17 protein-coding genes are annotated in these 22,769 nt (G+C 69.3%); 9 read left to right on the top strand and 8 right to left on the bottom strand.

Translation table 11 applies throughout. The features are described from left to right. Positions 1 to 157: 157 nt before the first annotated feature. Entirely contained in the window at positions 158 to 934 is a 777-nt protein-coding gene (locus ACIA5H_RS09355; RefSeq protein WP_379249511.1) for a GntR family transcriptional regulator, read from the bottom strand. 105 nt (positions 935 to 1,039) lie between these two features. Between ACIA5H_RS09355 and ACIA5H_RS09350 the strand changes: the two genes are divergently transcribed. Beyond that, the gene (locus tag ACIA5H_RS09350; RefSeq protein ID WP_397075100.1) at positions 1,040 to 2,530 is read left to right on the top strand and encodes an ABC1 kinase family protein; all 1,491 of its coding nucleotides are present in this window, start codon (positions 1,040 to 1,042) and stop codon (positions 2,528 to 2,530) included. Positions 2,531 to 2,650: 120 nt separating this feature from the next. Here ACIA5H_RS09350 and ACIA5H_RS09345 read toward each other — a convergent pair whose 3' ends face one another. Then, the gene (locus tag ACIA5H_RS09345) at positions 2,651 to 3,250 is read right to left on the bottom strand and encodes a GDSL-type esterase/lipase family protein (protein ID WP_379249515.1); all 600 of its coding nucleotides are present in this window, start codon (positions 3,248 to 3,250) and stop codon (positions 2,651 to 2,653) included. Between the two features lie 85 nt (positions 3,251 to 3,335). Here ACIA5H_RS09345 and ACIA5H_RS09340 point away from each other — a divergent pair, with 85 nt between their 5' ends. Together ACIA5H_RS09340 and ACIA5H_RS09335 are read left to right on the top strand one after the other, a co-directional pair. Then, complete coding sequence (locus ACIA5H_RS09340; RefSeq protein ID WP_397075097.1) at positions 3,336 to 4,130, top strand: 2OG-Fe(II) oxygenase family protein; 795 nt, start codon at positions 3,336 to 3,338, stop codon at positions 4,128 to 4,130. Next, positions 4,117 to 4,881 carry an SDR family NAD(P)-dependent oxidoreductase gene (locus ACIA5H_RS09335; RefSeq protein ID WP_397075095.1) on the top strand — a complete coding sequence of 255 codons (765 nt, stop codon included), beginning with the start codon at positions 4,117 to 4,119 and terminating at the stop codon, positions 4,879 to 4,881. Before ACIA5H_RS09340 ends, ACIA5H_RS09335 begins: the two co-directional genes overlap by 14 nt. A 12-nt stretch (positions 4,882 to 4,893) precedes the next feature. Here the strand turns inward: ACIA5H_RS09335 and ACIA5H_RS09330 are convergent, their stop codons facing one another. Further along, positions 4,894 to 5,763, bottom strand: a complete 870-nt coding sequence (locus ACIA5H_RS09330; RefSeq protein WP_355071113.1) for an SDR family NAD(P)-dependent oxidoreductase — start codon at positions 5,761 to 5,763, stop codon at positions 4,894 to 4,896. A 22-nt stretch (positions 5,764 to 5,785) separates the two neighbouring features. Further along, on the bottom strand, positions 5,786 to 6,685 hold the full coding sequence (locus ACIA5H_RS09325; protein ID WP_379249521.1) for a polysaccharide deacetylase family protein: 900 nt from the start codon (positions 6,683 to 6,685) through the stop codon (positions 5,786 to 5,788). Positions 6,686 to 6,964: 279 nt separating this feature from the next. Here ACIA5H_RS09325 and ACIA5H_RS09320 point away from each other — a divergent pair, with 279 nt between their 5' ends. Next, on the top strand, positions 6,965 to 9,337 hold the full coding sequence (locus tag ACIA5H_RS09320; RefSeq protein ID WP_379249523.1) for a YbhN family protein: 2,373 nt from the start codon (positions 6,965 to 6,967) through the stop codon (positions 9,335 to 9,337). Here ACIA5H_RS09320 and ACIA5H_RS09315 read toward each other — a convergent pair. Then, positions 9,334 to 10,032, bottom strand: a complete 699-nt coding sequence (locus ACIA5H_RS09315) for a class I SAM-dependent methyltransferase (RefSeq protein WP_397075092.1) — start codon at positions 10,030 to 10,032, stop codon at positions 9,334 to 9,336. The two genes, ACIA5H_RS09320 and ACIA5H_RS09315, sit on opposite strands and share 4 nt — an antisense overlap. Positions 10,033 to 10,130: 98 nt before the next feature. On the opposite strand from ACIA5H_RS09315, the gene ACIA5H_RS09310 reads away from it, so the two are divergent. After that, positions 10,131 to 10,703: a TetR/AcrR family transcriptional regulator gene (locus tag ACIA5H_RS09310; protein ID WP_397075090.1), complete on the top strand. Its 573-nt coding sequence runs from the start codon at positions 10,131 to 10,133 to the stop codon at positions 10,701 to 10,703. Positions 10,704 to 10,848: 145 nt separating this feature from the next. Here the strand turns inward: ACIA5H_RS09310 and ACIA5H_RS09305 are convergent, their stop codons facing one another. Together ACIA5H_RS09305 and fadD5 are read right to left on the bottom strand one after the other, a co-directional pair. After that, a complete protein-coding gene (locus ACIA5H_RS09305) occupies positions 10,849 to 11,451 on the bottom strand; it encodes a cysteine hydrolase (RefSeq protein ID WP_397075088.1) in 603 nt (200 codons plus the stop codon). A gap of 68 nt (positions 11,452 to 11,519) precedes the next feature. Next, the gene (gene fadD5 / locus ACIA5H_RS09300) at positions 11,520 to 13,091 is read right to left on the bottom strand and encodes a fatty-acid--CoA ligase FadD5 (protein WP_397075086.1); all 1,572 of its coding nucleotides are present in this window, start codon (positions 13,089 to 13,091) and stop codon (positions 11,520 to 11,522) included. 342 nt (positions 13,092 to 13,433) lie between these two features. Here fadD5 and ACIA5H_RS09295 point away from each other — a divergent pair, with 342 nt between their 5' ends. Then, positions 13,434 to 14,411, top strand: coding sequence for an NAD(P)H-dependent flavin oxidoreductase (locus ACIA5H_RS09295; protein ID WP_379249533.1), 978 nt, complete (start codon positions 13,434 to 13,436; stop codon positions 14,409 to 14,411). Between the two features lie 6 nt (positions 14,412 to 14,417). Here the strand turns inward: ACIA5H_RS09295 and ACIA5H_RS09290 are convergent, their stop codons facing one another. Next, positions 14,418 to 15,389, bottom strand: coding sequence for an MBL fold metallo-hydrolase (locus tag ACIA5H_RS09290; RefSeq protein WP_397075084.1), 972 nt, complete (start codon positions 15,387 to 15,389; stop codon positions 14,418 to 14,420). A gap of 150 nt (positions 15,390 to 15,539) precedes the next feature. Here ACIA5H_RS09290 and ACIA5H_RS09285 point away from each other — a divergent pair, with 150 nt between their 5' ends. From ACIA5H_RS09285 to ACIA5H_RS09275, 3 genes are read left to right on the top strand one after another with little or no spacing between them, the layout of a single operon-like run. Continuing rightward, complete coding sequence (locus tag ACIA5H_RS09285) at positions 15,540 to 15,836, top strand: acyl carrier protein (protein ID WP_397075082.1); 297 nt, start codon at positions 15,540 to 15,542, stop codon at positions 15,834 to 15,836. Continuing rightward, a complete protein-coding gene (locus ACIA5H_RS09280; protein WP_397075080.1) occupies positions 15,833 to 20,902 on the top strand; it encodes an SDR family NAD(P)-dependent oxidoreductase in 5,070 nt (1,689 codons plus the stop codon). The genes ACIA5H_RS09285 and ACIA5H_RS09280 overlap by 4 nt, the downstream gene beginning before the upstream one ends. After that, on the top strand, positions 20,899 to 22,761 hold the full coding sequence (locus ACIA5H_RS09275) for a fatty acyl-AMP ligase (RefSeq protein WP_379249537.1): 1,863 nt from the start codon (positions 20,899 to 20,901) through the stop codon (positions 22,759 to 22,761). The genes ACIA5H_RS09280 and ACIA5H_RS09275 overlap by 4 nt, the downstream gene beginning before the upstream one ends. Positions 22,762 to 22,769: the final 8 nt, after the last annotated feature.

Genomic DNA, 22,769 nt, shown 5'->3' with positions numbered 1-22,769 from the left:
GAACACCCACGCGAGCCGGCGGCCGATTCATCCCATTCGACCCATTAGCGTCTGGGACAGATGCCCTCAGGGAACGCGGTGGCCCAGCCGACTTCGGCACAACGAGCGGATGGTCGGCACAAATCGTCCCAGACGCACTGTGCAGCGTACGAAACGACTAGGCGGTGGCGGCCTGGTTCACGCCGGCGCTTTCCTCGACGCCTACCACCAATTCCCCGAAGCGCGCGATCACCTTCTCGTGGTACATGCCGAACAGATCCTCGAACAGCGCCAGCTGAGCCTCGCTCGGCCCCGAGCCGGAATCCCACACCGCGGCCAGCGCCCGCCAGACCAGAACGTGCAGATCCGGCGCGCCCGCGAAATACGCTTCGACCGCCTCCGGCACCTCGAGCACCGTCTCGCCGATCGAGTTCAAGATCGCCCGCTGCATGGGGAGCCCGAGCGTGGTCAGCAGTCTGCGCACCAGCGCGACCTCGAGCGCCAGCATCTGCCGCAGATCCGGAACCTGCTGACGCGCCAGCGATTCGAGCTCGTCGATGGTGGATTTCAATTCGGCCGAATCGATCCGCTGTTCGCCACCGGTGTAGGCGAGCAGCGTCTCGAGCACGAGATTGCGCTCGACGTCCACGATGTCGCGGAACATCTCCATCGCGATGTCCGGCATGGGAATCGAGAAGCGGAACAGCTGGCGGTACACGTCCACCCCGCCCGCCTCTCGGACGTCACGGATCGTGAATCCCTTGCCGCGCCGGGCTTCGACGAAACCGTACGACTCCAGCCTGCCCAGCGTCAGCTGCGCGGTCGCACGGTTCATATCGAATTCCTCGGCGACCTGACGCACCGACGGCATGAGATCCCCCGGCTGATATTCCCCCGCGGCAACCCGGCGCGCCAGCTCGTCGGCAACGTCGGCGACCACCGTCTGGGATCCCATCGAAGTCACCTTTCGACTACTTTCGAACACGTCCCAGACAGTCTAAGCCCTACTGTCGGGTACTGCACCTGTGTCACACTTGTGCCCGCGACTGTGAGGTGAGTCATGACCATCCGGCCCATCGGAGAGCGCCCCGAGCCGGGGGCCGCGGGCAAACGATCCCGGCTCTTCGCGTCGCGTTCCCACGATAAACCACCTGTTCACGGCGCTGTTCGCGGCGCGAAACTGGCCGCGCTGCCGATGGCCTTCGCGGGACGGCAGGCCGCGGGCATCGGCAAGCGGGCGCTCGGCAGATCGGCCGAAGAAGTCAATCGGGACATTCAGCTCCGCACCGCGCAGCACATCTTCGAGGTGCTCGGCGAGCTGAAAGGCTGCGCCGCGAAGCTGGGGCAACTGCTGGCCATCTACGAGTTGGCGCTGCCGCGGGAGGTGGCCGAGCCGTACCGGATCGCGCTCAGCAGGTTGCAGGACGCCGCGCCCGCGATGCTGCCGCACACCGTCCGCGCTGCCATAGCCGAAAGCATGGGGACGGAATGGGATTCGCACTTCCGCGAATTCGATGATCGACGCGCCGCCGCGGCCTCGCTAGGGCAGGTGCACCGCGCGATCTGGCACGACGGCAGACCGGTCGCGGTCAAGGTGATGTATCCCGGCGGCAGGCAGGCGGTGGCCCGCGATTTGGACCACCTGCGCCGGATCTCCTATCTCGCCACCGTTTTCCTTCCGGGCGCGGACGTGAAGGCGGTGACCGAAGCGATCTGCGCGTCGGTCGCCGGGGAACTCGACTATGCGGCGGAAGCCGAGCATCAGCGCGCCTTCGCCGCGGCCTACGCGGATGATCCCGACTTCTATGTGCCGAATGTGGTTGCGCAGCATGGTGACGTGCTGATCAGCGAATGGATCGATGGCACACCCGTACCGCGCGTCCTCGCCGCGGGCACGCAGGCCGAGCGTGACCGGGTGGGCATGCTCATGGTCCGCTTCGTGACCTCCGGCTGGGCTCGCCACGGCCTGCTGTACGCCGATCCGCATCCGGGCAACTTCCGCGTGCTGCCGGACGGCCGGCTCGGCGTCATGGACTTCGGCGCGTGCAGCCCGTGGCCTCCTGCGGGTTTCGGCGAACTGACGCTCGACTGCTGTAAAGCGATATTCCGCGGCGGGCCAGGAGATCTGGCGGACGCCACGCGCCGACACGGCTTCGTGGCGAACGGACTCGCTCTCGACAGCGACGCGCTCTACGCCGCCATCACTCCTTGCGGTGAACCCTTCCGGCACGAGACCTACCGGCTGACCACCCGCTGGTTGCGGCGACAAGTGTTGCGCACCACCAATCCTCGATTGACCAATGTGGTCCGGCAGCTGACCATGCCCGCCTACTTCACGCCGTTCGCCCGCTCGTTCCTCACGCTCGTGGGCGTGCTCGGTCAGCTGGAGACCGAAGGTCCTTATCGCGACGAGATCGTCCGTTGGGTACCGGAATTGAGCGAAGCGTTCGTCTCGGACGAGGGGCCGAAGGCCGGTTCGCCGACGCTGGATCTGGAGCCCGCGCGGAGACGGCGGGCAGAGGCGGCCAAGCGGGGAATGTCGATCGGGTAATTCCGGTCACTATGGGGCGCACTGGATTTCGGTGCAACGCCGGGTCGGTGACGCCGAATTCGAAATAGTAGCCCGTTCTGTCTGAGACAGATTAGGACTATTCGCTCCGTAATCGACGTGTCACCGCGACAGCCACGCGCGCCACTGCGGAGCGATGAGCGCGGCGATCTCCTCGTAACCCGCGGCCCCTGGGTGCGCCCCGTCACCCGCGCGCACGTCGGCGGCCCACACCGCGCTGTCGCGCAGTAGCTGGTGCACGCGGACGTACGGCACCTCCGCCGCGGCGCAGACCCGCGCGAATCGCTCGTCCAGCGCGGCGGTGCGGGCATTGTGCTCGTCGTCGGCGATCGGCGGCGGAGCGACCATCAGCACCTGCCACCCTCGCTCGCCCGCCTGCGCGAGCAACTCGCCGAGGTTGGCCGCCGACTCCTCGGGCGCGACCCGCGAACCGCCGTTCTCGTGCATGGCGTCGTTCACGCCGAAGGAGAGCACGACCCGCGCGTCTACGCCGTCCGGCAGGCGGGGCGCGCATTCGGCGCGGAAGCGCCGCACGATCTCGGCCGAGGTCTGTCTGCGCACCCCGAGGTTGTAGGCCGTCAGCGGAATCCCTTCCGCATGTGCCGCGGACGCGAGCCTGCCCACCCACCCCCGGAAATCCGGGTCGCCGACACCGGCGACGAACGAATCCCCGACGAAACACACACGCAGATCCCGGCTCACCCGCCTGATCTTCGCAGGGCCGCGACCGGCCCGCGTGTTCCGGGTACGGGCAATATGATCACGGAGGTTCGACCGGGAGGGAGTAATGGTGACAACCGAGCCGGAGCTCGCGACACCGCCGGTTCCGCAGTGGTTCGCAGAGTTGTTCGCCCACCGACGCTGGATCCGGCGCAGCAGGCCCTTTCCGCACGTGTACGCCCGCGATGTCTTCGTTCCCGAGTTCTATCAGCGGTTGACCGAGCAACTGGAGCGGGTTCGCGGCGAGCGCCCCGACCTGATCGCCCCGGTCGCCGACGGCTACAGCGCCGACGGAATTCGGCTGGGGGACCTACGCGACGGCCCGCTCGCGGTGTTCACCTCACGCGAGTGGCACGACCTGGTCGCCCGGCTCGGGGGTGTCGAACCGACCGGCGACGTCGAAGGATCGGTGCACCACCACGGGCCGGGCAGCCCGTTCGGCTGGCCGCACAACGATCTCAACCCGGCCTGGTTCCCCGGCCCGCCGCCCGGTCCCGGCGAAGTACGCCTGCCCGACGCCACCGTGCACACCAAGACCGGGGCACGCGCGCCCGGTGTCGACGCGCGCGAGACCGTGCGCGGCGTCGCGGTGCTGTTCTATCTGGGCAATCCAGGATGGCAGCCGGGCGACGGCGGCGAGACCGCGCTGTACGACCACGTCGCCCAGGGAGCCGCGCTGCCGTCGGTGTCCCTCGTCCCGCCGCTGGACAATTCGCTGCTGCTGTTCGAGGTCACCCCGCGCACCTGGCACACGTTCGCGGGCAACAACGTCAACGACCGCAACAGCGTGGTGATGTGGGTGCACCGCACCAAGGCGGACGCCGAACGGCGCTGGGGAGGAGACAAGATTGTCCACTGGTGAACGCCGCGTCTGCCTGCTCACCGGTGCGAGCGGCACACTGGGCGACGCGTTCTGCCAGGCCTACTACCGCGACTACGACATCGTCGCCGTGTGCCGCACGCGCACACCCGCGGTGCCGTCGCAGCTGGAGTGGTACATCGATCCGCTGGCGCCGGACGCGACCGTGCCCGAGAACGATTCCCGTGTGTTCGTGGTGCGGTCGGATCTGACCGAGCCGGGTGAAGTGGAACGGGTGGTCGATCTGGCGCTGGCCCGGTTCGGCGGAGTCGACCTGCTGGTGAACAACGCGGCGCACGTCCGGCTGCATCCGGGCGGCATCGTCGACGGCGACGCGGCGCTGGACGACTTCGAGCCGCACTTCGCGCTGAACGTAGCCGTACCCCTGCGTCTTTCGGCGCGGCTGGCACAACGATGCTGGTTGCACGCGGGCCCCGAGAATCGCGCGCGCAACCGCAACATCGTCAATGTCTCGAGCATCTCCGGCTCGGAGGTCTACCCGGCACAGACGCTGTACTCCGCGTCGAAAGCCGCGCTCAACCAGCTGACCCGCAATATCGCCGCCGAGTTCGCCGAGTTCGGCGTGCGCGCGAACGCGATCGCCCCGACCACTTTTCCGGCCCTGGTCCCCACCGAGCAGGTCGCGCGGGCGATCGTCGAGCTGGATGCGAGCGCGGTGTCCGGTGGGGTGTACGGGGTCGGTATCGAGCCGGAGCGGGCAGCGGGCTCCTCGCTCCGGCTCGCAGAACCGTGACCGCCTGACTATCTATTCGGTCGACGTGAGCCCGGTGGCCCGCTCGGACAGCGTCCAGAGCCGTCCCGCGAGATCGGCGTCGACCGCCTGCTTGTTGCGCGGCGGCTCCAGTCGGAAACGATGGAAGTACTGGCCGTTGATCGCCGCACCGTCGGCGGTCGTGGCCAAATGCACCAGCGGCTCGGCGCCCTTGTCCGGCTGGATGAAGAACGGGCGCGCCAGCGGAGACCGGACGAACCAGCCGAAGCCGAGCGGCGCGTTGTCGTAGACATGGGTCGCGACCACACCGGGGTGGAAGGCCGCGGTGGTGATGCCGGTGCCCTCGGTGCGGCGGGCCAGTTCCCTGGTGAACAAGATGTTCGCCAGTTTGGACGCGCCGTACGCGCCGAGCTGGTTGAACGAGCCGGTCGGCGCGTTGGCCGTGTCCAAGTCCAGCTTCGCCATCCGGTAGGTCGTGCTCGCGGTGTTCACCACCCGGGCCCGCGAACGGGTCAAACGCTCCAGCAGCAGGTTGGTCAGCAGGAACGGGGACAGGTGATTGACCTGGAAGGTGAGTTCGTTGCCGTCGTCGGTGACCGTCCGCTTGGGCCACGCGCCGCCCGCGTTGTTGGCCAGCACGTCGATCGTCGGGTACCGGTCGAGCAGTTGGTCGGCCAGCTTGCGCACGTCGTCGAGCCGGGCGAAATCGGCGACGAACGGCTGCGCGCCCGCCTTCGCCGCCACCTCGGCGGTGCGCTCCGGTGATCGGCCGACGACGGCGACGGTGGCGCCGCGAGCCGCGAGCCGCTGCGCCGCCGCGGCGCCGATGCCCGAGCTCGCGCCGGTCACCACCACCGTCTTTCCGGTGAGGTCCTGGTCCTGTGTCTGTTCCTGCGCTGCCATCGCTGCCTCTCGCACATCGGGTTTACCTGACCCGATCGTCATCGGCTCGCGCGGGTTCGGCAAGCACCGACGCGCTGGAGTAGTGGGCGGCGATCTCGTCGCTGGTGGTCAGCCACACTCCCGGGTGGCCCGACACGTATGCGAGTGCTTCGTCCAGGTATTTGATCCGGAAAGCCTGCCCGATCACGAAGGGGTGCAGGGCCAGCGCCATGACCCGCCCGCTGTCGGCCGACTCGGCGTAGAGCTGGTCGAACTGATCGCGGACCATGCGCACGAAATCCGGTCCGCTGGTGGCTTTGCCGAGGAACAGTGTGTTGTCGTTGAGTTCCACCGAGTAAGGGACACTGAGCACGCCGGGTACCGACAGGGGATAGGGCTGGTCGTCGTTGGTCCAGTCGAGGACGTAGCCGAGGCCGAGTTCGGCCAGCAGCGACGGGGTGCGGAAGGACTCGGTGAGCGCGGGCCCCATCCAGCCGCGCGGCCTCCGTCCGGTCGCGCGCTCGATGGTCGCGACCACATCGGCGAGGTAGGCGCCCTCCTCCTCCGCCGGAACGTCCGGCTGGAAGATCGAGTTGTTCTTCCCGTGCGCGAGCCACGCCCAGTCCCGCCGTACACCCGCCGCGATGATCTGCGGATACCGCTCGGCGACATCGGAATTGAGCAACGCGCTGGCCCGGATACCGTGCCGGTCGAGCACCTCGATCACCCGCCAGATGCCCACCCGCGGTCCGTAATCACGCCAGCCGTAGTTCAGCGGATCCGGCGCGAGCCCGGCGGTACCGGGAAAGATGCTCGTGGACGGCCGGTCCACCCGATAGTGCTCGACATTGAGCCCGACATAGAACGCGACCCTGGCACCGCCGGGCCACCGCAACGGCGGACGATCGATGATCGGGCTGTACTCGAAGAGTTCGTTGTCCATGCCCTCATGCTGAAACTTGACACTGATGTGAAGATCAACCTCGAGCGTGAGTGATGTCCGGCACACTGCACAACCGAGCGGAGACAGCGGCGGGGTTCCGCGAGCCGGATCGTCCACACCAGCCGGTATCGTGCAGCGAACGTAACAACAGACTTCGTACGCACATGGGTAACTCACCGGGTACGCCCAGAAAAGGGGAGCGGCACTCGACGCAGGACCTGAACGCGGGTCTCGCGGCTCCAACCAGTACGGCCTGAATACCCGGAGAGGCGGGCGAGCATGCGAGTGGACGGGCGGGAGATCCCGGTCACGGGGAGCCTGCTACAGCCGCTGATCCGGCGCACGAGCGACATCATCCGGGTCGTCCTCGCAACACTGTGGGTGGCGGTCGTGATCGCGGCCTCACTGATCACCCGCCCGGAATGGCTGGCCCTGGAACGCTCGGTCTCCACCATCGTCGGTTTCCTCAACCCGGACCAGTCGAACCTGGTGTACCTGGTCTATGGCATGGCGATTCTCGCGCTGCCGTTCGCGATCCTGATCGAGCTGATCATCGGCAGGCAGTGGAAGCTGCTCGCCGGCTACGCCGCTGCCGGGGCGGTAGCGGGATTGCTGTTGTCCATCACCGGCACCGGCCTCTCCGCGCCGAAATGGCATCTGCAGGTGCCGGACCGGTTGGACACCTTCCTGTCCCAGTTCCTCGACGATCCGCGCTGGATCGCGATGATCGCCGCCATGCTCACCGTCGCCAGTCCGTGGCTGCCCACCCGCCCGCGGCGCTGGTTGTGGTTCCTGCTGCTGGCGTTCGCGCCGATCCACCTCGTGGTCAGCACCGTGGTGCCCGCCCGGGCGATGTTCGGGCTCGCGGTCGGCTGGCTGGTCGGCGCGGTGATCGTGCTCGTGGTGGGCACGCCCGCGCTGGAGGTCCCGCTCGACGCGGCCGTGCGGGTGCTCGCCAAACGCGGCCACACGGTCACCGGGTTCACCGTGGTGCATCCGGCGGGCCGCGGTCCGTTGGTGCTCGCCGCCGCCATCGAAGGGCCGGAACGCGAGCTGCTCGTCGAGATGTTCGGCAAGAACCAGCGCAGTTTCGGCGCGCTGCGCCAGCTGTGGCGCTGGCTGACCTTCCGCTCCAGCGAAACCGCGGCCATCCACGGTTCCATGCACCGTGCGGTCGAGCATCGCGCGCTCATGGCGATCGCCGTCGCCGACCTGGGGCTCGGCAGCGGCACCCCCGTCGCGGTCGCCGCGCTGTCGCGTGGCTGGATGTTGTACGCGCACACGCAGCCGTGCGGCACGGCGATCACCGAACAGTCCGCCGAAGTGCTGCCCGGAGTGTGGCGAGCGCTGGACGCTCTGCAACAGAAGCAGATCTCACACGGCGACCTGCGGCCGGTCGACATCCGCGTGGCCGACGGCGTCACGCTGTTCGGCGGCTTCGGCAACGCCGAATACGGAGCGTCGGACGCGCAACTGCAATCCGACATCGCCCAGTTGCTGGTGACGACCACCGCGACGTTCGGCAAGGAGCCCGCCGTGCGCGCGGCGATCGAAACCCTGGGCGAGGCGCGGGTACTCGCCGCGGCGGGCCGGTTGACCAAGTCGGCCATACCGACCGGCATCCGCAAAGCGGTCCCGGAATGGAAGACCGCGCTGTCCGACGCCCGCGACGAGGTGCGCAAACAGACCGGTCAGGACCGGATCGAAGCCGAGCAGATCACCCGGTTCTCCCGCAACCAGATCATCCAGTTGGTCCTGCTGATCGGGCTGGTGTACGTCGCCTACCCGTTCATCAGCGCCGTGCCGACCTTCTTCACCCAGCTGCGCACGGCGAACTGGTGGTGGGCGCTGCTCGGGCTGCTCGTCTCCGCCCTGACCTACGTCGGCGCGGCGGCGGCGCTGTGGGCCTGTGCGTTCGGCGCGGTGAACATCCGGAATCTGCTCATCATGCAGGTCGCCAATACTTTCGCCGCGACCACCACCCCCGCAGGCGTCGGCGGACTCGCGTTGAGCGTGCGATTTCTGCAGAAGTCAGGTATCGGCACGGTGCGCGCCACCGCCGCGGTCGCGCTGCAACAGGCGGTGCAGGTGATCACGCATGTCGGCCTGCTGCTCGCGTTCAGCATCCTGGCGGGCACCTCGACGGACCTGTCGCATTTCGTCCCGCACGCCACGGTGCTGTATCTGCTCGCCGGCGTGGGCGTCGGGATCGTCGGCGCGTTCATGTTCGTGCCGAAACTGCGCCGCTGGCTGAACGACGCGGTGCGGCCGCAGTTGCAGGAGGTCATCGGCGAACTCGCCGACCTGGCCCGCGATCCCAAACGTTCCGCGGTGATCATCGGCGGATGCGCGGCGCTCACCGTCGGTATGGCGGGCGCGCTGTGGGCCAGCGTGCAGGCGTTCGGCGGCGGCACCACCTTCATCACCGTCACGATCGTCACCATGATCGGCGGCACGCTGGCCGCGGCCGCGCCGACCCCGGGCGGTGTCGGCGCGGTCGAGGCGGCGCTGATCGGTGGTCTGGCCGCCTTCGGCCTGCCCGCGAACATCGCGGTGCCCTCGGTGCTGCTCTACCGGGTGCTCACCTGCTGGCTTCCGGTGTTCTGCGGCTGGGGCGCGATGCGCTGGCTGGCGAAGAAGGACCTGATCTAAGCGGCGGTCTCGCCTGGTTTGTTCGCCAGCAGCACGGCGGTCGCGGGGCGAACGACGACGAATTCGACACTTTCGAAACCGTTCGCGCGCAAGTCGTCTCGATACCGGCGGATATCGATGCCCGCCAGTGGATCACCGTGGTCGTGATCGGCATCGTGGGTGCGGTGCGCCGCGAATCTCGCCATGACGCGCACCACGGTGGAGAGCAACGGATCGGTCGGCAGCGTGTCGGCGAGCAGCAGCCGACCGCCCGGGCGCAATACCCGGAACATCTGCGCGATGGCGTCGGCACGGTGCGACGCGGGGATGTGATGCATCGCGAAGGTCGAGGTCACGAGATCGGCGGACGCGTCGGGCAGCGGAAGATCCTGTGCCGTCCCGACTTCGAACCGGCAATTGGCCAGGCCGTGTGAGCGCGCGGTCGCGTAGTCGATCATCTGCGGCGACGGATCGACGCCGGTGACCCGGCCGACGCGGCGAGCGAGCACGCGAGCGAGGTCGCCCGGACCGCAACCGACATCGACGACCTCGGCGCCGGCGGCGGGACGAGCCAACTCGGCGAGCCGGGCGTTGAGGCGGTTCGCCCGGCCGAGTAGAAGCGCGGCTTTGAGGGCACGGTAGCGGCGCGGTTGGGTGAGCAGCACTCCGACGTCGGGGCGGCTATCGGTGGCAGACTGGTGTTCGTTTCCGGACATGAGTTCAGGATCTGCCGATATGGCGGTGCCGAACAGGATCAATGCCACGGAAACCGTCCGTAACCGGACGCGTACGAGACATTTGTCCGGGAGGCACCGTGCCGGAAGAACAGGACAGCGCCGATCGCCGGGTCCGGCGCACCAGGGCCTCGCTGCACCGGGCGCTGATCGAACTCATGGTCGAAGGCGCCTACGACCGGATCACCGTCCGCGACATCCTCGAGCGCGCGGACGTCGGGCGGTCGACGTTCTACACCCACTACCGGGACAAAGACGATCTGCTGCTGCGCAGCAGCACCGACTACCTGCGCGCGTCCATGACCGCGACGGAGACCGACGCGGACGCTCCCGAACCGCTCGCGCCGGTGCGCACGCTGTTCGAGCTGGCCGCCGGTCACCCGGAGATCTACCGGGCGCTGCTCGGCCGCAAGAGCGGCACCGTGCTACTGCGCACCACGCGGGTGATGGTCGCGCAGATCCTCGCCGAGCGGCTGCGCGACCGGCTGACGATGCCGGAAGACGAGTTCGCGACCACCGTGACGTTCCTGTCCTGGGGTGTGGTCGGCCTGCTCGGCGCGATCGCGGAAGGACACCCACCGCTCTCGGCCGGGGAGGCGTACCAGCAGGTGGTCCGCCTCATCGGTCCAGGGTTGGCCGGACGGAGTGCGTGACCGGCCTTCCCCGCCGACCAGCTTGTCGGTGTGCGCCATCGGCCGCTCCTCGAGAGCCGAGCTATCCGATCTTCGTGCGGGGGTTCCGATGTGGCCGATTTCCGTGTGGGCCGAGAAGCCATTTCCTCCGCGAGGAGAGCGATGCTCAGCCGCTGATCAGTTCCAGCGCGTCCGCGGCGCGCACGCTGCCCGCCGTGACGAGTTCGAGGTTGGCCAGCGCGGCTTCGTGCGCTTCCGGGGTGGCGGCGGCCACGCAGTCGGCTACCGGGTGCACGGTGAAGCCGAGATCGGTGCCGTGCCGTGTGGTCTGCTCGACGGTCAGGTTGGTGGCGACGCCAGTGACGAAGAGCGTCTCGATCCCTTGATCGGCCAACCATTCCGGCAGTTTGCTGCCCGCCAGGCCGGAAAGTTTCTGGTTGTCGAAGACTTCCGTCGGCTGCGCCGCCATCTCCGAAATGATCGCGGCGCCCGGTGATTCCGGCCGGAACTCGGTCTGCGCCGCGCCGACCGAGCGCATGAATCCGGTGTTGCGCACCAGTTCGCCTTCGCCGATCGGAATGGTGAACCGGGTGAAGACCACCGGCAGCCGCGCCGCGAGCGCCGCGGCGTGGAAGTCCGTCGCCCGCGCCACGACGCCAGAAGCCGCCACCGGCGCGGCCAGCATGGGACCGAAGAACCCCTCCGACCGAATGACATTCACCTGCCAGTGCAGCGCCAGCACGGCGGCGCGAATGCGTCGGATCGCCATGTGACGACCTTACGCATCCGCGCCCGCGTGCATCGTCCGATTCACGTGAAACCGAACGCACCGCACGCTCAGGACGAATAGTCCTTGCGCAACTGGACTTTGACCACCTTGCCGCTCGCATTGCGCGGGAGCTCGGCAAGCAGCACCAGCTCCTTGGGGTGCTTGTAGCGCGCGAGGTTCTCGTTGAGGAACGGCTCCAACTCGGCCAAGGTCAGCTCGTCGTCCGGGTTGTGCAGGGCGACCACCGCGACCGGCACCTCACCCCACTTCTCGTGCGTGCGGCCCACCACCGCGGCCTCCCGGATCTTCGGGTGCGCGAACAGGACGTTCTCCACCTCGGCGCAGTAGATGTTCTCGCCGCCGGAGATGATCATGTCCTTCTTGCGGTCCACCACGTAGACGAAGCCCTCTTCGTCCTGGCGGACCAGGTCGCCGGAGTGGAACCAGCCGCCCGCGAAGGCCTCGGCGGTGGCTTCCGGCTTGTTCCAGTAGCCCTGCATGAGCGTGGGACCGCGATAGACGATCTCGCCCACTTCGCCGGGCGCGACGTCGTTCATCTCGTCGTCGACGATGCGCGCCTGGATGGTGGGGATCACCTTGCCGACCGAGCCGAGCTTGCGGATGGCGTCCTTGCCCTCCAGCACGCAGGTGATCGGCGACATCTCCGTCTGGCCGAACACCGCGACGTTGAACGAGTTCGGGAAGCACTCGGCCATCGCGCGCAGCACGGTGTCGGAGGCGGGCGCGGCGCCCCAGCTGAGCACCTCGAGCGCGAGCTTGCGATCCTTCACCGTCGGATGGTCGCAGACCAGCTGCCACTGCGCGGGCACGCAGAACGCGGAGGTGGCCTGCTCGCGCTCCAGCGCGTCCAGGAACTCACCGGCGTCGAAGGCGCCGAGCGGATGCAGCACCGTCTTCGAGCCCAGCAGGAAGGCGGGCGCGAGGCTACCGAGACCGGCGATGTGGAACAGCGGCGAGGTGCACAGCCCGATCGAGTCCGGTTCCAGCGCCAGCGCTCGGATGCAGGTCAGCGCCTGCGCGTTCATATTCGCGTGGGTAAGCACCGCGCCCTTCGGGCTGCCGGTGGTGCCCGAGGTGTACATGATGAGGCTGGGGGTGTCCTCGGGGATGTCCAGCGGGGTGTGCGGCTCACCCGATTCGGCGATCAGGTCGTCGTAGCCGATCACGCCGTCCTCGGACGCGCCGCCGATCACCACGAGGGTCTCCAGGGCGGGCGCCTGCGCTCGCACGGCGGCGGCCAGCGGCCGCAGCACGGTATCGGTGACGACCGCCTCGGCCCCGCTGTCGCCGACGATATAGGCGACCTCCGGCGGCGTGAGCCGGAAGTTGACCGGGACCGCGATCGCGCCCAGCGCGTTGATGCCGAACACGGCCTCGAGGTATTCCGGGTAATTCAGCGCCAGGATCAGCACCCGGTCGCCGAACCCGATGCCCCGGCGCGACAGTCCGTCGGCGAACTTCAGCGACCGCTCGTGCAACTGCCGCCAAGTCGTGTCCACGCCACGGAACCGGATCGCGACCGCGTCCGGGCGCATCTGCGCGTGCACGGCGATCTGGTTGTTCCAGTGATTACGCCGCGACCTGATCGGCTCGTCGAGCGCTGCTGCCCCGGTGGTCATTGCCACGAACTCCTCTCGGACCGTCATCGGCCCGCCGGGTTGTCCGACGGCGGCGACGGGCTGAATCGCGTGCAGAATAGCAACTAACTTAAACGCCCGGCAAGAGATTGCGGAATGAATCCGGGTTAATCAGCCCGGAGCTGGGGCCCGGTTCGAGTTGAACTCTTCTAGCAGGCCATTTGACCTACCACCGCGCGGTTGCGAAGCGGAAACGGCAGCGATGAAGATCCTCAGATATGCGAACCACGGCTCACTTGTGAGTTGAAGACGGGCCGATTCTCGTGTCACCATCGACCCGAACGGGCGAACCGGCACGCCCGCGCGAGACATAGGAGAAGCGCAATGCTGCGGACCAGGTTCACCGAGAAGTTCGGGGTGGAACACCCGATCGTGCAGGGCGGCATGATGTGGGTCGGGCGGGCCGAACTCGTCGCGGCCGTCGCCAACGCGGGCGGGCTCGGCTTCATCACGGCGCTGACCCAGCCGACCCCGGACGACCTGCGCCGCGAGATCGAGCGCACCAGGGAACTCACCGACAAGCCGTTCGGCGTGAACGTCACCATCCTGCCGTCGATCAATCCGCCGCCGTACGCGGAATACGTGCGGGCGATCATCGACAGCGGCGTCGGGATCGTCGAAACGGCAGGCAGCAACCCCGAACCGTTCCTGCCGTACTACAAGGACGCGGGCATCAAGGTGCTGCACAAGTGCACCAGCGTGCGGCACGCGCTGAAGGCCGAGCGGATCGGCGTGGACGGCGTGAGCATCGATGGCTTCGAATGCGCGGGCCACCCCGGTGAGGACGACGTCCCCGGCCTGGTGCTCATCCCGGCCGCCGCACGGGAGCTGAGCATCCCGATGATCGCCTCCGGCGGCATCGCCGACGCCCGCGGCCTGGTCGCCGCGCTCGCCCTCGGCGCGGACGGCGTCAACATGGGCACCCGGTTCCTGTGCACGCAGGAGTCCTCGATCGATCAGAAGGTCAAGGAGAAGATCGTCGCGAACTCCGAGCGCGACACCCAGCTCATCTTCCGCACCATGCGCAACACGGCGCGGGTGGCGGACAACGAGATCAGCCGCAAGGTCGTCGAGATCGAGAAGTCCGGCGGCACCTTCGACGACGTGCGGGACCTGGTGGCGGGAGCGCGCGGCCGCCGGGTGTTCGAGGAGGGCGACCTGGACGCGGGCATCTGGTCGGTCGGCCTGTGCCAGGGCCTGATCCACGACATCCCGACCTGCGCCGAGCTGATCGGCCGGATGGTCAACGAGGCCGAGGAGCTGATCACGGCGCGTCTGGCCGAAACCGTGGTGGTCGGCTGACCGCGTTTACTTGGCCGCGCGGGCGGTGACGGCCGCGTAGTCGTGGCTCGCGACGAGTTCGATGCCGTCGGGCAGCGCGTGCAGGCGATGGATCGTGGTGAAGGCGGCGTCCCGGTCGGCGTCGAACAGCTTGCCCGGCATGGGCGCCTTCTCCCGCAGCAGATCGACCTGCAACTTGCTCCAGACGGCGTCGCCGGCGAACAGCACGCGGCTGCCGTCGTCCACCGCGAGCAATACGCCGATGCTGCCCGGCGTGTGGCCCGCGAGATCGACCAGCAGCACGGAGCCGTCGCCGAACAGGTCCTTGCTGCGCGGGAAGGTCAGCACGGGCGGTCCGTCCAGTTCGAAGCGGTCGAAACTGCGCCCACGCAGCGGTCCGCGCGCAACACCGGCCGGTGCGTGCGGGCCGCCCATCGCCCAGTCGTACTCGACTCCGGGCAATCGGATCTCGACCGAGGCGGGCAGCTCCAGCAGGCCGGAGACGTGATCCCAGTGCAGATGGGTCGGCACCACGAAATCGATGTCCTCGCCCGCGACATCGTGCGCGGCGAGCGCGTCGGACAGCCCGAGCACCGGCTTGTCCGGCGAGACGAGCAGCGGCACCGGGAACGGCAGTTCGGGCAGCACGCGCTCGTGCACGCCCGCACAGAGGGCCGGGTCGACCAGGAACCGCGCCTTCGGATGCTCGACCAGGAACGCCGCCATCGACAGCCGCATCTCCCGCAGGCTGCGCACGCCCTCGGCCACGATCGTGGTCGGCGCCGACATGGTGGCCTGGGTGAGCACGGTCAGCCGGACCGTTGCGCTCGCGGCGGGCGGCGGCAGCGCTTCGAGGTTCGCCAGGAGGGCGGTGTCGGGGCGGCGCGGCCGCAACAACCGGCCCGGCGTGGCCGCAAGCGCGGCGCAGCAGCGCAGCAGGGTGGGCAGAGTCGGCGTGCGCTCGGCACGGGTGGCGGCACCGCTGTCCGGTTCGGTCACGGTGCCACGGTATGTGATCGCGCCGGTTCGCGAAAGAGCCGGGCAGGCAGCGGATATGCGACGTTGCTCCGGGCGGTTTCTGCGGCATAATCGCGGGGGTACCGTTCTCGAGCGGTGACAGCAGCCGGGGAGACGGGGAGGGAGGACGCGATGCGGCCCGGTCTTCCGGACGGGCACAGTGGTGCACCGGAACACGGCGGTTCGCTCGGCAATAGCCGACGCACCGCACTCACTTGTGCCGCCGTCCTTGCCGTAGCGGATCTACTAGGTGTCGACGCCGCCTCGGTGTCGACCAGCTCGCCATTCACCGATCTCGGCCTCGGTTCCACTCAGCTCGCGAGGCTGACCGCCTATCTCGAGGACGCCATGGGAGTCGAAGTTCCGCTTACCGCGCTCTACGACCATCCGGACATCGAACAGCTTGTCGAGTATCTCGCGATGCGATGAGCAGCGCGGCTACTGATTCCGTCGGCTCGCATCCACCCGTCTCCATCATCGGCATCGGCTGCCGACTGCCCGGGGCGGCGAGCGTCGCCGAGTTCTGGCAGCTGTTGCTCGAGGGCCGGGACGCCACGTCCGCCCCGCCCGCCGGGCGGCTGGGCTCGCGGCGCGGCGGGTACCTCGCGGATGTCGAGTCCTTCGACAACGACTGGTTCGCCATCTCCGACCGCGAGGCCGCGCTGATGGATCCGCAGCAGCGGCTCGCGCTGGAAGTCGCGGTCGAGGCGCTCGACGACGCCGGGATCGGCTATCGCACGCGGGGTTCCGGCGCGGCCGTCGTCTTCGGCGCGTCGGGGTACGACCACGGCATCGCGGTGCTCGGCCGCGCGGGTCACGACGCGCCCTACGCGGTGACCGGGTCGGCGCTCAGCATCATCGCCAACCGGTTGTCGTACGTGCTCGACCTGCACGGGCCGAGTCTGGTACTCGACAGCGCGTGCTCGTCCTCGCTCGCCGCGGTCGACCTCGCGGTCCGGCTGCTCGCCGACGGCGCCGTCCCGTTCGCCATCGTGGGCGGCGTCAATCTCGTCTTGCTGGAACACACCTCGAACTACCTGGCCGAGGGCGGCTTCCTGTCGCCCGGCGGACGCTCGACGCCGTTCGACGTGGCCGCGGACGGTTACACCCGCGGCGACGGCTGCGCCGTGGTGATTCTGCAGCGCAGCGCGGACGCGGTACGCGAGGGCAACCGGGTGTACGCGGAGATCGTCGGAACCGCCGTCGGATCGGACGGCCGCTCCAACGGCCTGTACGCGCCGAACGGCCGCGCACAGCAGGAGACGTTGCGGGCCGCGTGGTCGCGAGCCGGGCGCCCGCCCAGCAGCGCGGGGTACATCGAATGCCACGGCACCGGAACGCCTTTGGGTGACGCGGTGGAGGTCGGCGCGCTCGCCGCCGCGCTCGGGCCCGGCTCGGACGACCCGATCTGGATCGGTTCGGTGAAGTCCAACATCGGTCATCTGGAGGCCGCCGCCGGAGTCACCGGGATGGTGAAGACCGCGCTGTCCATCCACCACGGGGTGATCGCCCCGACGATCAACGTGCACACCGAGCATCCGCTGCTGCACTTGGCCGAGCGCGGCCTGCGCGTGCCCACCGAGCCGGTGGACTGGAGCCGGGTGGACGCGACGGAACGCGTGGCGGGCATCAGCTCGTTCGGATTCGGCGGCACGATCGCGCATCTCGTGCTCCGCGGCGCCACGCGAGCGCGGCCCGAACACGATGCGCACTTCCCGATACTGCTGCCGCTCACCGCACGTGACGAGGAGGAACTGCGCGACCGCGCACTGCGGCTGGCCGATGAATTCGACCGAACAGGGCCCTCCTTGCCCGAATCGGTCGCAGCGGCGGCGCGAGCGGTGCCGGAGCCGACCCGGGCCGCGATCCTCGCGCACGATCACGCCGACGCGGTGCACCGGTTGCGCACGCTCGGCCACGGCGACGCCGACGCGGCGCTGGGCCCCGTGGCGAATTGCCGCCGCGGCGGGCTGTTGTTCCTGTTCTCCGGGCAAGGCGGCCAGCATCCGAAGATGGGCCGTGCGCTGGCGGCGCGATATCCGGTCTTCGCCGCCGCACTCACCGAGGCGACCGACGCGATCGTGACGGCGGGCGGGCCGCGGGTCTGGACGCCGCGTGACGGATTCACCTCCGCGGGTGCGGCGCAAGCCACCGATCTGGTGCAGCCCGCGTTGTTCGCCTTCCAGGTGGCGCTGGTGAAATTGCTGGCGGCATGGGGGATCCGCCCTGATGCGGTGGCCGGCCACAGTCTCGGCGAGATCGCGGCGGCGGCGGTGAGCGGCGCGCTGACCCTCGCGGACGCGGCGCGCGTGGTGGTGCTGCGCAGCGCGACGCTGGCGCATCTGGACGGGCGCGGCGCGATGGCAGTGCTGGAGGCGGCCCCGGGCGAGGCGGCCAAACTCGTGGAGCCGATGCGATCGGAAGTGGCCGTCGCCGCGATCAACGGCCCGAGGTCGGTAGTCGTGTCCGGCACCCCGCGCTATATCGACACGCTGGTGCGGCGAGCCACCCGCCGCAACATGTTCGCGCGCAGGCTCGCGGTCGACTTCGCCGCGCACAGCCCGCAGGTCACCACCGTGCTCGCGCCTTTCGTCGCGGCGTTGACCGAGATCACGCCCCTGACGCCGCGCCTGCCGGTGTATTCGACGGCGCGGCGCGGCGCGAAAATCACCACCGCCGCCATGGACCGCGACTACTGGACGGAGAATGCCGCGGGCACGGTGGAATTGGCGGCCGCGCTCGAGCGCGCGGCCGAAGACGGCATCGCCACCGTGGTGGAGATCGGCCCGCAGCCGGTGTTGCTCGCGGCGGTGCGGGAGTACCCGGACTTCCGCGACGGCACGCATGCCGTGGCGCTGCGCGATGACGAGGCGAACGGCTTTCTCACCGGCGTGGCCGGGCTGTACCTGGAGGGGCGGCCGGTCGACTGGTCCGCGCTCGGCCCCTTCGGCACACCCGTACCGCGGCAGTGGCGCAAGCGGAAATTCCCGCTGCTGGTGGCCGGACCCGCGAGCGCGCACGTCCCCGAATCCGCCTTCGCCGCCGAGGATCTGACCCATCACGTGGTACAGGGCGACAACATCGTGCCCGCCGTCTTCTGGCTGCGGCGGCTGCTGCGGCTCGCCAAGGACACGGCGGGGGCGGCCGCACTGACCGATTTCGCCGTACATGAGAGGACCGATCCCAGCGCCCTGCCCGAGGTCGTCTATCGCGGGCCGGGAGCGGAGGAAAGCGTACGGGCGGAGGTCACGGGCACCGGAACGCTGGCTTCGGCCCGGCCCGCCGGTGACCCCACACCCGCGGATATCGTCGCATGGATGCGGGTGGTCGACGCAAACCGGGCCGCAAGACATCACATGCGCGTCATCACCACCGGCGTCTTCTACCAGGAATTGCGCCGCAGACGTCTGGAGTACGGTCCGCGATTCCGCACGCTGCGCGGCATCGCCGCGGGCACCGGACGGGCGCTGGGCCTGTTCGACGCCGCCGAATTGCATCGCACCGCAACGCTGGACGGCTGCCTGCACGTGCTCGCCGCGGCGGTGTTCGACGAATTGCCCGGCACGTCGATTCCGCTGCCGATCGGCATCGACTCGGCCTGGCTGTCACATGAACCGAATCGCCACGTGCTCGAGGTGCACGCGCTGGTCCACGAGCGCACCGACACCGGATTGATCGGCGACGTCATCGCGACCGACCAGCACGGGGTGCCCTGTCTCGCCCTCTCCGGTGTGCACATTCGCTATGCCGACCCCACCGACGAGGAGGGGCTCGGCACGCTTCGCACGGCGCCCGCCGAATACGAAACGCGAAACGCGCCCTTCCGTCAGGAGTCCTGGGAGTCGCGCGATCCCGGTTCACTCGGGCTCGGTGACGCACCCGCGACCCTCGTGCGGCGCGCGGTGGTGGTCGGCGCCTCCGACCTCGCCGTCCGGCTCGCCCGCGCACTGGACGCCGAGCTGCCCACCGAACGGATCGCGCGGGAACCGGACGACGCGAGCTCGCTCGTCAGCGCGGTACTGGCCGGGCGCAGCGGTGACCACGCCGTAGTGGCCGTCTGGCCCACCGGTTTCGGCGTGAGTGCGGGCAAGAGCGCCGCGGCGGCCGGTCGTGTCCTCGAACTGCTGCAACTGATCTCCGCTCAGGACGCCACCGCGTCCGTGACGGTGGTACTGCCGCACGAGGATCCGGCCCGCCCGCTCTCGCGGCCCGATGCGCCCGCCGTGGCGGCCTCGGTCGTCCCCGCGGCGATCGCCGGGCTGGTGCGTTCGCTGCAGCTGGAGACGGGTCGTACGGTGCGCCTGGTCTGGGCCGATTCCGACCCCAGGAACCTGCCGCTGCTCACCCGCCTGGTGGCGACCACCGACAGCGCCGTTCCCGACGAGTTGCGCCTGTCGGCGGGTGAGACCGCGGTGCGTCGCTTCACGCCCGCGCGACCACGCGCCGTGCCTGCCGTCGGCGTCGACGCGAACGGAACATACGTCGTCACCGGCGGACTGGGCACGCTCGGCTCGGTCGCCGTGCGCTGGTTGCTCGACGCGGGCGCGCGCGACGTGGTGGTGCTGACCAGGGCGCCTCGCCCGGTGCCCGCGCTGCTCGACGGCTTGGAGGACCGCATCGTCGTGGTGCGCTGCGACGCCGCCGACCGGGACGACCTGGCCAACGCGCTCAGCGACATCCGGGCCTCCGACTCGATGATCCGCGGTGTCGTGCACGCGGCGGGCGTGCTGGAGGACGCCGGGTTCGACGCGATTACCGCGGGCCAGCTGACCAGGACGTTCCTGCCCAAATCCACTGCGGCGGGCAATCTGATCGAGCTCACCGCCACCGACGCCACCGACTTCGTATTGCTGTTCTCCTCGGCCACCGGCGCTCTCGGTGCGCCGGGGCAGGCCGCGTACGCTGCCGCCAACGCCGCGATGGACGCACTCGCGCAGCGTGATCCGGGCAGACGGATCCTGAGCATCGGCTGGGGGCTGTGGGATTCCGGCCTCGCCGCGGCGGCAGGCGGCGCGAGCCATCTGCGTCGAGCGGGCATCGGCGCGTTCGACTTGCCGGGCGGAAGCGCCGTACTGTCCCAAGTCCTGCGCTACGACGGCCCATACCTCCTGGCGCTGGAGCACATGCCGACGACCGACACTTCCCCGATCGCGATCCGTTTGACGAATCTGCTCGTGCCCATCGGCCGTCCCGACCCCGCGCCCGCCCGCGCCGAGACGAGTGAGCGCACGCCCGAGCCCGCCGAACCGCTGACCACGACTATCCGCCGCGTTCTTGCGAGCACGCTCGATCTGCCCGCCGAGCACATCGACGCCGGGGCCGACTTCAACGACCTCGGACTCAGTTCGTTGCTCGCGATCGAGATGCGCCGAAACCTGGAAGCGCGGCTGCGCGTCCGGATCGCGACGGCGGAGTTGTTCAAGCACCCCACCATCACCGCCCTCGGCGCCGCCCTACTGGACCGGGTCGCCGCGAATACCGGAGAGACCTCGTGAGCCGCGGCGACCACCCGGCGGGGAATGGTCTCGCGACTTCGGTGGCCGCGTGGGCCGCCACCCGCCCGGACGAGCCCGCCTTCACCGAGCTGCGGTTCCGCGTCCAGGAACGCAAGCCCGTCACGCTGACCTACGCGCGCCTGCATGCCGCGTCGGGCGCGCTGGCAGCACGATTGCGGCAGGAAAGCGCCCCCGGCGACCGCGTGGGCATCCTCTGCGCCCACGGCATCGACTATGCGGTGGCGTTTCTCGCCTGCCTGTACAGCAATCGAGTCGCGGTGCCGCTGTTCCCGGCCGCGGGCGCACGCAACCGCGAACGCCTGCACGCCGTCCTGGCCGATGCCAGGCCCTCGCTCAGCCTGCTCTCCGCTCACGACGAGATCACCGCGCCGATCCTGGGCACCGCACTGGGACGAGCTCTCGCCTTGCCCGCGAATCCCGGTGTGCCGGACTGGGGTTCAGCCGAGGGAATCAGGTCCGGCGCGCCTACCGCGATGGCGTCGGCGAGCGTGGCCGACCCGACGGCACGCCGCGCGGGGTCACTCGAGACACGCTTCGTCGCACCCGGCATTCGTCCCGCCACGCCGTCGGCCGCACCGGTGATCGATCCGGTGTGCGACGAGCTGGCCTATTTGCAGTACACCTCCGGATCGACGAGGTCTCCCGCGGGCGTCCGGGTCACGCACGACAATCTCGCCACGGCGTTGACGCAACTCGGGCACGCCGTGTCGGTCGCGGACGATCAGCCCGTCGTGACCTGGCTGCCGTTCTTCCACGACATGGGTCTGATCCTCGGCCTTTCGCTGCCACTCTTCCTGGGCGTGCACGGCATCACGCTGGCGCCCGCCGAGTTCGTGAAGCGCCCCGTCCGCTGGCTGCGCGCGATCGCCGACTACCGCGCCGGTACCACGGGGTGTCCCAATTTCGGCCTGAAACTCGCGGTGTCCGGCACCACCCCCGCCGAGCGGGCCGGGCTGGACCTGTCCGGACTGGACATCGTGCTCAACGGCTCGGAGCCGGTCCGCGCCGACGCCTTGCAGGAGTTCACCGAGACCTTCGCCCCTTACGGTTTTCGCCATCACGCGCACACTCCCGGCTTCGGCTTGGCCGAGGCCACCCTGACGGTCACCGTCTGCGACCAGCGCGAGAACCCGGTATGGCACCGTTTCGACCGCGCCGCACTGTCCGAAGGCCGCGCGGTCGCGCTGTCCGAGGACGCGGCGGGATCCGTGGACGGTGTGCCGCTGGTCGGGTGCGGCGCACCCGCTGGACAACAGCTGCGGATCGTCGATCCGGTGCTCGGAACCGCGCTGCCCGCTGGACGCGTCGGCGAGATCTGGGTGGCCGGAGACAATGTGTGCGACGGATATTTCGGGAGACCGGATGCCACGGCGGAGATATTCGGCGCCACGCTGCCGGGAAGCACTGCCCGCTGGCTGCGCACCGGCGATCTCGGCTTCCAGCACGAGGGCCAGTTCTACATCGCGGGCCGCCGCAAGGACGTCATCGTGGTCGACGGACGCAATCACTATCCCGCCGACATCGAGGCGACGGTGCAGGCATGCGCGCCCGAGGTCAGGCCGGGTCACGTGACGGCGTTCGGGCACGACGACGGGCTGCGCGAAGACCTGGTCGTCGCCGCCGAACTCGGCACGGTCGACGGACGCGAGCCGATCGAACTGTTCGCGTTGGCCCGGCGCATCCGCACTGCGGTCGCGTCCACCCACGAGGTGATGCCCGGTGCGGTACTGCTCCTCGAGCCGGGGCGAATCCCCAAGACCAGCAGCGGAAAGCTCCGCCGCGGCGAGTGCAGGGCACGCTATCTGGCGGGCCGACTCAGCCCGGTGGCCATGATCTGACCAGCGGT

This window comes from Nocardia sp. NPDC051900 (assembly GCF_044452545.1).
Lineage (GTDB): Bacteria > Actinomycetota > Actinomycetes > Mycobacteriales > Mycobacteriaceae > Nocardia > Nocardia sichangensis.
Note: the sequence above shows the minus strand (reverse complement) of the source record. Positions and strands in the feature narration are given on the sequence as shown.